This window comes from Martelella alba, assembly GCF_005217455.1.
Lineage (GTDB): Bacteria > Pseudomonadota > Gammaproteobacteria > Enterobacterales > Enterobacteriaceae > Acerihabitans.
The window spans coordinates 1-10,231 of sequence record NZ_SZPQ01000076.1 but is presented as its reverse complement, the minus strand read 5'-3'; the positions used below and the strand labels follow the sequence as shown (position 1 = coordinate 10,231).

9 protein-coding genes are annotated in these 10,231 nt (G+C 53.5%); all 9 read right to left on the bottom strand.

Annotation, left to right across the window (positions count from 1 at the left end; genetic code table 11):
- Positions 1 to 326 precede the first annotated feature (326 nt).
- A complete protein-coding gene (gene tssJ / locus FCN80_RS24945) occupies positions 327 to 872 on the bottom strand; it encodes a type VI secretion system lipoprotein TssJ (RefSeq protein WP_136993012.1) in 546 nt (181 codons plus the stop codon).
- Entirely contained in the window at positions 850 to 1,935 is a 1,086-nt protein-coding gene (tssG, locus tag FCN80_RS24940) for a type VI secretion system baseplate subunit TssG (RefSeq protein WP_136993011.1), read from the bottom strand. Before tssG ends, tssJ begins: the two co-directional genes overlap by 23 nt.
- Entirely contained in the window at positions 1,899 to 3,653 is a 1,755-nt protein-coding gene (gene tssF / locus FCN80_RS24935) for a type VI secretion system baseplate subunit TssF (protein ID WP_136993010.1), read from the bottom strand. The genes tssG and tssF overlap by 37 nt, the downstream gene beginning before the upstream one ends.
- Before the next feature lie 186 nt (positions 3,654 to 3,839).
- Complete coding sequence (locus FCN80_RS24930) at positions 3,840 to 4,211, bottom strand: hypothetical protein (protein ID WP_170975518.1); 372 nt, start codon at positions 4,209 to 4,211, stop codon at positions 3,840 to 3,842.
- Positions 4,159 to 4,437, bottom strand: coding sequence for a DUF1240 domain-containing protein (locus FCN80_RS27535; protein ID WP_373880363.1), 279 nt, complete (start codon positions 4,435 to 4,437; stop codon positions 4,159 to 4,161). The genes FCN80_RS24930 and FCN80_RS27535 overlap by 53 nt, the downstream gene beginning before the upstream one ends.
- Before the next feature lie 162 nt (positions 4,438 to 4,599).
- A complete protein-coding gene (locus tag FCN80_RS24920; protein WP_136993007.1) occupies positions 4,600 to 5,865 on the bottom strand; it encodes a PAAR domain-containing protein in 1,266 nt (421 codons plus the stop codon).
- A 115-nt stretch (positions 5,866 to 5,980) separates the two neighbouring features.
- Positions 5,981 to 6,508 carry a type VI secretion system domain-containing protein gene (locus tag FCN80_RS24915; protein WP_230492942.1) on the bottom strand — a complete coding sequence of 176 codons (528 nt, stop codon included), beginning with the start codon at positions 6,506 to 6,508 and terminating at the stop codon, positions 5,981 to 5,983.
- On the bottom strand, positions 6,508 to 9,975 hold the full coding sequence (locus FCN80_RS24910; RefSeq protein WP_136993006.1) for an ImcF-related family protein: 3,468 nt from the start codon (positions 9,973 to 9,975) through the stop codon (positions 6,508 to 6,510). The genes FCN80_RS24915 and FCN80_RS24910 overlap by 1 nt, the downstream gene beginning before the upstream one ends.
- Positions 9,972 to 10,231: hypothetical protein (locus FCN80_RS24905; RefSeq protein ID WP_230492941.1), on the bottom strand; the 260-nt coding region annotated here is incomplete at its 5' end. The genes FCN80_RS24905 and FCN80_RS24910, both read right to left, overlap by 4 nt.

Below are 10,231 nucleotides of genomic sequence, written 5' to 3'. Positions count from 1 at the left end.
AGCAATGCCCGTCCCCAATACCCCCATTGAGCAGGCCACCGCGAACGTTTCAAAGGTTAAGTAATTTTATTGATTCGTACAATCGCTTATCCCCGTCAGACAGGACTCCACTGGCGTTGACAGCGACTAAAGCGCGAGCGGATAAAGTAAAAGATCTATAGAAGGCGGGTGAGCGGGTGAAGACTGACCGACGCGGATACGCTGCATGTTATCCAGTACTAAGAGGATGACCTGATTTTCTTCGCTAACCTGGTTAAGGGCGAGGCCACCGGTAAAATGACCGGTGAGCATTTTATACAGTGAAGGTGTGTTGTGTCCCTGGGGCATCAGTTGTCCTTGAGCGGTTGCAGCGTCAGATGGTTGTTACCGGCTTCCAGAATGCGCGGCTTATCCGGGTCAAGGTCTTCGCGCCCGATAACCAGCTTCCAATTGTTGTTGACCATATCCGGTTGACGGAACAGACCCACCACCGCCACAAACTGTGCATCGGCCTCCATCGGCATATTCAGGTTCGCATCACCGCCCGGCTTCACCACCACATCGCGGCTCGCCAGCAGGTCAGCTTTCAGAATGGTCTCCCCGTCTTTCAGCAACTGCTGGTAGACCGTTTTGTCGAAAGTTTTGCGGTCTTCCAACTGATAGACACGGATAACCACCGGCTCGGACAGTGAGTTGCTCGCACGTGAATCGGTGTTCAACGCTTCACGGGCGGTGAAATCCATGCGCAGCACCTTAATCTTTTTGTAGAACACGGCGTTAAACGCCGATTTGGTGCCATCGGTGATACCCTGCGTTACCCCGCAGCCCACCAGGCTGAAAGTCATCAGCGGTAACAGCCAGCGCGCAGTTTTAGTTAAACTTGTACGTAACACGTCGGTTTCCTTGTTGTGGTAACGCCGGCCCCAGCCCTGTGTAGTAACCCAGTTCGGTGGTAAAGGTCTGAGGAATATCCACCGGGAGGTCATCGCCCGCCACACCCAGTACGCCGTTCATGCCCAGCCAGAAAGGACCATTGCCAAGCGGCGGAGCGGCCAGCAGTCGGGTCCGGGTGGTCAGGGTGATTTTTGCCTTAAAGCGCCAGCCGAGCCAGACCCTCAGCATCACCAGAAAGTCCTGATACAGCAGGCCATCCGGCTTCCAGCCCTGCGCTTCCTGTTCATTATCCGTCGTGAGCGCAATCAGCAACTGGCTGTTGACATCCATCGCCTCGTCACCCAGCGGCGTATTGCCGTCCAGCAGAAAATCGTCATCACCGTAAAAGCCCAGTGGCCGGCTGACCTCCACCGGTCGAAGGCAGTACGGACTAACCTTCACGGTGGTCTCCGGGGACAGCAGGGTCACCAGGGCCTGCATCCCCTCCTGGGTTTTGCCCGGTTGCCGCAGCACCCCCAGCAGCGCCAGAAATCGGGATACCGGTGTGGCAATGTGGTTTGCCGTACCGGGAATACCCAATCCCACCAGGCCCAGCAACGACTGCGAAATGCTGTCGGTGCCGCCGGGCTCAAACGTTGCCGGGTAGGAGTATTTACGCCAGATGCGGTAAAACTGCGTCAGGATGCGGTGGCTGAAGATATCCAGAAAGCCCTGCAGCGCCTCATGCCCTTCCCGGCGCTGGGTGATGTCGTCGAGATAGGCGGTCGGTAGCGGCGAATCAACGCCGTACATCCCCATAAACGTGGCGCGGATGAGCGGTGGTTTACTGTCATCCTCTTCGTCATACTCAACGGCTTTGAGTTCGCTCGCCGGAAAGCCCATCCCGGGATGCGGTGCAAATCGCACCGGGTCGTCACCGGGATGGCTGGTTGAGCCCATCAGCGGCCGGTCCGGATTCAGTTTCTCCAGCAGTTGGCAGAAACGGTAAAAGTTGATGCGGTTAAGGTCAGCCTCCAGCCGCGGGGTCAGCCGGGAATACGGCGGTTGTGCTTTTCTTCCCATTCCAGGCGCTCTCCGGTCGGTTGCAGGATGATAATCAGGCGGTTAAACAGGTAGATGTCGGTGTAGAGCGCGAAAAAGCGACTCAACATTTCACCAAATAGACAAATATCCCCTCTTCCGGCAAAGCCGTGACTGTCCAGCGTCACTTCAATCTGCACGCCGCGAACCAGGTAACCCTGCTCGAAGCGTTCGGTTTCACTGTGCTTCACATCAATGATGGCTTCCAGACGGCAGCGGTTCATCTCGCTGTTGGTCCACTCATACAATGCCAGCGTGCCGCGCAGCACGTCGGCGTTATCCATCATCGAGAGAAAACCACTGCCGAGATGACTCAGCACGCGCCAGTGGAAGCGGTCCTGCGCGGGCGGATAGCAGGGCAGCGTCGGCGCGCAAAGGTTACGCACGGCAATACTGGCCGAGGTGGTTTTCATCACCGTATCGAGCACGGTGCTTTGCAGTGCACGTCGTGGCAGTTGTCCGTTGGTGCCGGTGAGCGTCAGCGACAGTCTTTCGTCTTCCGGTACCGTGTGGTTATCAAAGGCTTCACCGCCGAGGATAAGCCAGGTGTTATGCAGACCTGACGGGCCGCGGCGCACACGGGTGTGATAGTAATACTCCGGCGCCTCATGACGCATCATGCCGCCTTTGTGGCGGAAGCTCGAGAACGGCACGTAGGGGTGCTGGCTCAATGACATCACCGAATCCACAGTGTAAATCTCGGTATGGCCATCCTGCACGCGCATCGGACGCAGCATGTATTCGGTCTGCAGGGAGTTGAGCGTCAGCGGGTCAGATTCCAGCGGGAACAGGTTGATCACCGGCACACAGTTTAGGCGCAGATGCTTTTCGGTAAAGCTGAAGTCATGCTCCCAGCGCACCGCCAGTACCACGTCGATTTCAAACCAGGGGAGCTCGGCCGGAAAGACCACGGTCTCCAGCCCACGTAGCCCCGTAAACATAAATTTCTCACGAAAGGTGAAGTACTCCAGCAGCAGCTGATAGCCGCTAAAGCCGCTGCTTCCCTTCGGCCACAGGTCATCGTCGTCGCCGAACCCCAGCGCAGTGAAATACCCGTCGAGCGGTCTTCTGTCCATGTCACCCGGCATCCGCAACCATAGGCAGGCCGTGTTCATGGTAAAGGCCTCATGCATGGCGCAGGCCAACGGTGCATCAGCGTTGAAGTAGAACGGAAGCTGGCTGAGATCGACACGGCTCCAGTCGGCGAGATGGCTGCAGTTAAAACGCAGCGTGATGACCGAACGGCCATCCGGATCGGTCGCCAGTCGGGCACTCTCAAGCGACAATGGCTGGAGGGTAATCTCTTTGGTTGTGGTATACCGGCAACGCGTGCCCTTCTCACCGATCGGCCGCGAGTTCACCTCAAAGCCTTTGACGATGCGCATTTGCTCTTTCATCTCACGCCAGTCAGGGGTGAACTCCACCACCGACATTGACGGAATGGTACGCAGGTAATGCGGCCACAACAGGCTGACCAGCCCTTCGGTCAGCTCCGGTAAGTCATCGTCGAGCTTTTCACGAAGACGGCCCATCAAGAAGGCAAAGCCCTCGAAAAGCCGCTCTACGTACGGGTCGCGCGCCCCCGCTTTATCAAGATTGAGCATTGCCGCCTGCTCGGGGTGAGCACGGGCAAACTCTTCACCGGCTTCCAGCAGATAGCGCATTTCAGCGTCATAATAACGCAGGGTTAAATCATCCATAATAGTTTCTGTTTAGTTAATTACTACGTGATGAGCGATTAAGGGAATTCCAAAAACCGACAGGCGACTTCAAATAGAAAGGTCGCTCATCAATATGGTTTACAGGAGAATGTTTCTTTTACATAACGAGTGGCAGTACCTGGCATCCAGCCCAATGGAATACCATTGCAGCGTACATATCCTCTGCTAATCAGCTCTTTTGGATAGAGGATAGAGGATAGAGTACAACAGACCCAGTACAACGATAATAATATAACCCCATTTTAAATAAACGACATAGTAATCCATCTTCCTGAAAGCAAACTCTTTTCCCATGAAGAGAACCAGAATAAAATAGGCCAGTGGGAATATCATCACGAAAGACAACGCAACTAAAGCAACGGTTAGCCATGAAAAAACAATTTTATCACCAAAGCTGAAATATTCTTTAAATATACATTTTCCAATATAAAAGCTCAGAGTACACGCCCCAAGAATGATCACTATAGCGAAAAATGCACGAATTCTATCTTTCATGCCGCCTACCCGAACTGAAGCATAATTTTTTATCCACCACATATTTGTTGGCCGTTCCGGGTGTCCATCCAGATGGTACTCCTGAGCAAAGAATGTAACCTTTGCTTTTTAGTGCTGACAAATAGCCAAACGAAATAGTACATGACAAAGCAAAAGCAAACACACATATACACTTGAAAAGTGGCATGATTTTATTCAATTTTTTAAGTGCGTATTCTTGCTCATATCGGAGCGAAAGGTAGAACCAGTATAAAGGAAACGCAAACATAATTGGTATGGATATAAGACTTAATGACATCCACGAAAAAATAATCTCATCATGAAATTTGAGACAATCAAAGACTTCGCTCAACCAAAAATAAAACGACAGAATAGAAACAGCCAACAATATAAGAATGGAAAAAACAGCATTGGTTTTTTTTGTCATATGTTAGTATATCCTCTTAGTAATATCGTCAATTGAGCTTCTCAAAAAATCTCTAATTTCTGTCTCTATAATTTGCTTGCCTTTAATTAACATTTTCTCTGCAAGCATAGCACCTAAGTCCCAAAAACCATCTTCCATTTCTCTGGCTTTTTCAGCAAATTCTTGTTGAGCCGCATCAATGTACTCAACTACTTTGTCTGTCACACCAAACTTCTGGTCCAGCTTATTTAACCCCCAGGCAGAAAAAAATCCAACGCCAATGACTATTACAAGGTTAAATGCAATCAACGGGGTTACTACGACACTTCCAACGACAAATGTGACTACTGATACAATGCCAATTTTCATTACATCAGTAGCCAGAGATCCTATGAATTCAGCTAAAGATCTCTCATCGTTCAAAATGAAATCAAGAGTCCTGTAAGCGGCTGCGACATAAAATGTCAGCCGTGCTCCTTCAACAACAGATTTTGCAAACCCATATTTACCAATTCCCAAATCAACAATCTTTGGATTTTTTGTCGCAAACACAGGTGCATTCAATATCTTCCTTACACCAGGATAACCACTTATTTTTATCAGTTCTGTACCGTTGCGGTTTACATATGTTGTTGCTTTTATGCTGAAGCTTCCCAATTGGTTGATCAACATGGATGCAGTCACAACATCCTTGATATTTGTTCCATAATTTACAACTATTTGTCCGGGGTCACTTTCTGTTATTGCTACCCATCCATGTTTCCATGCCCCCCACGAGGACAATATTACGAAAGCTTCTGGAAGAGTGAGCAGCATCACATCCTGATTAGTTTGCCTTAGCATAGCCCTCAAATTACCATCAGGTAAATCATGAGTATTCCGTAAAACTGGATAATCAGGTACAAATTCAGTTAGCTTTTGCTTACCGGTCAGATAACTCGGCAATTCTGACGAAGTTTGCACAGATGCTGCAAAGCCTGCAGCTGGTTCTGCAGCGGAAGCTCCACTGCTCTTCTCGTATGTATCATTCATCATCGATGGAATAAACTTCGCCTTGCAGGGGCATGTACTGTAGCTGTCGAGGGTTCCGGCCATTCGCCTGTCGTGAATGGTATCGTTGTCGATGCCACCGGCTATCTTGAAAAGCCCAGCATGTTTACCGCAGGTCACACTGTCCTGCTCCCGGGCCACTGGTTTATCAAACAGAGTATGATGCTCAGCGCCCGTGACGATTTTCCCGCCGCAGGTCGTCTTGTCGCCCTGCACCAGATAAAAGCCTTCTGCTGCCATATTTTTCCCTTTAGCTGAATTCAGTCCGGGTTATCCGCAAAGCACCGCACTGCTTGCCGTATCGAGCGCAATCAGACCGGACAGAAGCAAATCCATCTCAGGCTGAAGCTGTGATTTATCGGTTTCGCCGCGTGTGGCTTTCATGCGCAGTACGTAGTAACCTGAGGCGGCGCAGCAATCCTTTCAGGTCGGCGGTGATGATGTCGGCCAGCACATCCTGCCCCGACTTCACCAGAGCCTGATGGATATACCACTGTAAATCCAGCCAGAGATGGTTGGCACCACGCGAAAATTCGCTGTCTGCCTGCTCCAGTATTTCGGACCAGCTCTGTTGCTGGTACAGGCGTTTGAGCAGGCACGCTGGTCTGCACGGGGCGGTTCGATTCGGGATATCTTTGGCCGTCGTGGTCAGCAGCTTTTCGGCAAACGTGCATATCAGCCCGGTATCAATGCCAGAGAGCTTGTTGACCCCCTCGCGGGTACGCTGAAAATCATCGTCATATCCCGGGTCTCCTCCGGCCGGGCTGGCATCACTGACCGGGGCAAACCAGGACTGCCAGTTTTCCGTGCGTGTCTGCGCCTGTTGCCGCCGCTGAGTTTCGTCAGCCTGAGAGGCGGCAACCAAATTCTGCAGTGTGCTCATTATTCGACTCCATCCATGTCACTGTTTCCGGTGTTGGCCATCAGTGCCTGAGCGGTGGCCGCGCTGTCGACTCTGAATATCTGATCCGGCAGCGTGAAACCGCGCAGGTCCAGCAGCGCCAGCGGACCTTTTCCGAGTTGTGAGCGCAGCACCCACTGCAGGGTGCGCCCATCCGGGGCGGTAAAGCTCATCATCCACTGGCTGCGGTCAAGCTGCTGGCGTTCGCCCTGGTCCAGCCAGCGAATAAAGCCCCAGGTCCCGCTGTAATCCCCGAACAAGCGCGCACCGGCGTTGACCGTAGTCCAGGTCAGCATCGTCCCCGGCTTGTAGGTGTCTCCCGGCCAGCGGAAGCTCTGCCAGTCAGCCATCTGGTTGAAGTAGCGCAACTTTTGGCCATCAATGGTCAGCTGTGTTTCCACCACCTGCGGTACAGGGCGCGCCTGCAGCTCAAAGCTGATGCCCTGGCTGCCATCGGTGAACAGAATGTCTGAGAGCTGGCTCAGTTGGTTAATGGCCCGCAGGAAGGCCGGGTTAAAGCTCAGCCCCTGGCTGTTGACCTTATCCGGTACCCACTGGCTGCCCTCTTTGAGCAGCACACCATTGAGTTCTGTGGTCAGGAAGCGCTCTATACGTCCGTTGTCCCTACGCACAAATTCAGCCAGCATCGGTAAAGAGGCATCACTTTTGCTGGCGGCAAACGGGAAACGTCCGTCAAAGGCAGTTTGCCAGTTCGCAACAACCGAGCGGCTCCATTTGTCATTCAGACTGGCTGCCGACGGCTGAAGCACGGTCTGCCAGGCCTGGGTCAGCGGCTGCACAAACATTGTGCTGCCAAATCCGCTCCACTCTTCGCCAAGGCTTGCCGAAATTAGACTGCCGTACTGCTGGGTGTCGGTCAGATCCACACTTTTACCCTGGAATACGGTCTGCGCCAGCGTCTGCATCATCTCCTGCGGATCAGAAGCGCTGGCCACCTGTTGCAGGCGCAGACGCACGCGGGTGATGCGGGTCAGATACGTCTGCAGGCTCAGTAAGGTATCAGCCGACATAACGTTGCTACCTTTGTTTTTACCCAGAAGCTGAAGAAGCGGGCCAAAGGTTTCATCGAGCGGCCCCTGCGGCCCGGACGCTGACTGGTCGATCGCGGGTTTATCCTGTCTGCCTACCAGGTCTTTAGCCGATTTGATGATGGAATCCGAAAGACCTTCGCTTTGCTGGCCGGTATGCCCCTGCCAGGCGAGGGTATTCATCAGGGCAATCAGTGGCGACTGGCGGACATCGCTCATCAGCGTCAGTTGGTCGGTAACGTCAGCAATGTTGTTTGCCGGGTTAAGTCGCAGGCTGTTGAGGAAGCCCAGCCAACTGCCGGCAAAGTCGGTGAAGTAACGTTGTGTCAAACGTGCTTTCAGGGCTTCCGGCGACAAGTCTGAGGAGACGGCTTTTCGGCTGTCGCTGAGTACCCAGTCGATTTCATCCCGGCGGGAGTTCGCCGCTTTCTCGATAGCCTGCTGAATCCCCCCCTCCCATGCCTGGCGGGTGAACATGCCCGGTATCACTTCATCGGTGGTAAACAGGCGACGGGCATCGGTACCGCTGGTCATATCTTCCAGATACACATCGGCGAAGTTACGACGCACGGATTTAAGCATGTTCTCATACAGGGTACTTTCAGCGTTACGTCGTCCAATTTGCTGTAACAGCACCTGGCGGCTCTGGCTCACCAGTTGCGTATCCGGCGTGATTTTCCACTGTGGTTGCTTAGGCAGTTCGGTGATGTAGAAGGCCCACAAATCCGGCGACAGGCTTTGCCACAGGCCGGTTGAAATGCCCATTCGCGTCGGCTGCACGGCTTTCATGGTCTGCGCGTAATACGCGCCGTCGGCTTTATCCGGACGGGCCATCATCAACCAGGCTTTCAGCTGTTCATAGCCCGGCTTCGCCAGCTGTGCCCGCTGGTCGCTGTTGGGGGCAGAGTTTGCCAAAGCGTTTAGTTTTTGCGTCAGCGCCTGGTTCGCTGGGTCGCGTATCAGGCGATTATTTGCCACGCCGTACCAAGGCAACATCGCATCGAACAGCTGCTGGTTATGGTTCAGCCCGAAGCGCTGGTACCAAGGGGCACCTTCCTGAATACGGTGCTTCAGGCGCCCGGCGTCATTACGTAGCGTATGCAGGGCCGTCAACTGGTGATCCGATACGGAAGGATGCTCCACCAGGGCATGAGCCTGCCCGGCAACAGAGACTATCTGCAGGCGGTTAACCGCGAACGACAGCAGTATTCCCGCGCCCCAGACACCAATAACGGTCATCAGTGTCCAGGCAAGGGTCTGCTCCCAGGCCATACCGACACGGCGGCCACGAACACGGTCGCAGTCATCCACGATGCCCTGCCAGGTTACCGGCAGGGTCAGCGCATGGCGTTGCGATTCCGGGATATATTTCTCAGCGCCGGCTGTTTCCTCAGACGTATGAATAGGGTGACTGTCCGGCAGGCTGAACATCAGGCCACGCAGCGGAACGCGCTGCCGTGAGGCAGACAGCCATGGCACAAGTTGCTGAGCCCAGCGGGCGATACCGCCATCTTTGAGGTGCTGGCCCAGGCGCAGCAGGAAGTCGTGGCCATTGTTCTCAGCGACCTGACTCACTCCCTGCGTTCGCAGGGCCGGCAGCATCAGCTCAAGCTGACGGGTAATATCGTCAGGCTTAGCACGCAGCGGGAAAGTGGCACCTACCGTCTGTTCAGTGCGTTTTGCCTGCGACCACTTGCTGCCACACAGCTGCCACAGCCAGACCGGCGTGGAATAACGGAGCAGTTCACTGATTTTTTCCAGTCCGCGTAAATCGTTATCACTAATCTGAGGGGTGAGATTAAGCGACTGCGGCATAACGCGTACAATACCGTCCAGTGGACGACCGCGACGCAGTTTACGCAGCGCGGAGTATTTTTCCTTATCGGGCTCAGCAGTTAGACTGCCGCCGTAAATCAGAACGGTACGGTTACCTTCAAGCCACAGGTTTTCCTGCAGGCCAGGTACCAGCTGTTCGATTGCCGCCTCATCGCCAGTGATTAACAACAGACGGGTTTTACGACGCCAGTAAAGGCCAATACGGGAGCGAAGATGTCCCCGAATCTTGTTACACATGGCCACTGCAGGGTGAACAGGCGCTTTATCATTTTCCCGCTTCTTTTTCTCATCATCACCGTTGGTGTTGTCGACAAGCGCATTAAACTCCTGTTTACCGGCATTGCGCACCGCTGCCAGGAGCATCAACGATACGATAAGAGCACATCCTGCAATGCAGCAGCCGGCGATAAGCCAGTAAATTTGCTGCTGGCTACCGTCTTCAATCCCGGCAACATCCGGATGCTTCCAGACCATAAACGTCATTACGGCTAACAGCAGAAAGAGAATCAGTGCGACAGCAAGATAGCGGCCTTCCGTAGTCTTCGGTGCTAAAGGTAGCTTCACGGATCCATCTCCTGTCGGGAAGCAATCGGGGTAACGAGCGTGCTCCACAGCACATTCTGTGTGGTATCACCGCAGATAATCATCTGTGGTAACTGAGTTTGTCGGGCGATTTCGGTGGCGGCAGCGATAGCCAGCCAGGGGGCCGCGGCTCCGGCATGTCCCATGGATGTATCAAGCGAAATGGTAATCCCCCCATTTTTAACGGAGGTGATAAGTAGAATCAGGTCATGCGCTGAATATGCTGCATTGGTGTGAA

What these genes read in the sequence shown, in the direction of transcription:
- FCN80_RS24915 (WP_230492942.1), bottom strand. Translation starts at nt 6,508, where the DNA reads ATGAGCACACTGCAGAATTTGGTTGCCGCCTCTCAGGCTGACGAAACT.
- tssF (WP_136993010.1), bottom strand. Translation starts at nt 3,653, where the DNA reads ATGGATGATTTAACCCTGCGTTATTATGACGCTGAAATGCGCTATCTG.
- FCN80_RS24930 (WP_170975518.1), bottom strand. Translation starts at nt 4,211, where the DNA reads ATGTGGTGGATAAAAAATTATGCTTCAGTTCGGGTAGGCGGCATGAAA.
- FCN80_RS24920 (WP_136993007.1), bottom strand. Translation starts at nt 5,865, where the DNA reads ATGGCAGCAGAAGGCTTTTATCTGGTGCAGGGCGACAAGACGACCTGC.
- FCN80_RS27535 (WP_373880363.1), bottom strand. Translation starts at nt 4,437, where the DNA reads ATGTTTGCGTTTCCTTTATACTGGTTCTACCTTTCGCTCCGATATGAG.
- tssG (WP_136993011.1), bottom strand. Translation starts at nt 1,935, where the DNA reads ATGGGAAGAAAAGCACAACCGCCGTATTCCCGGCTGACCCCGCGGCTG.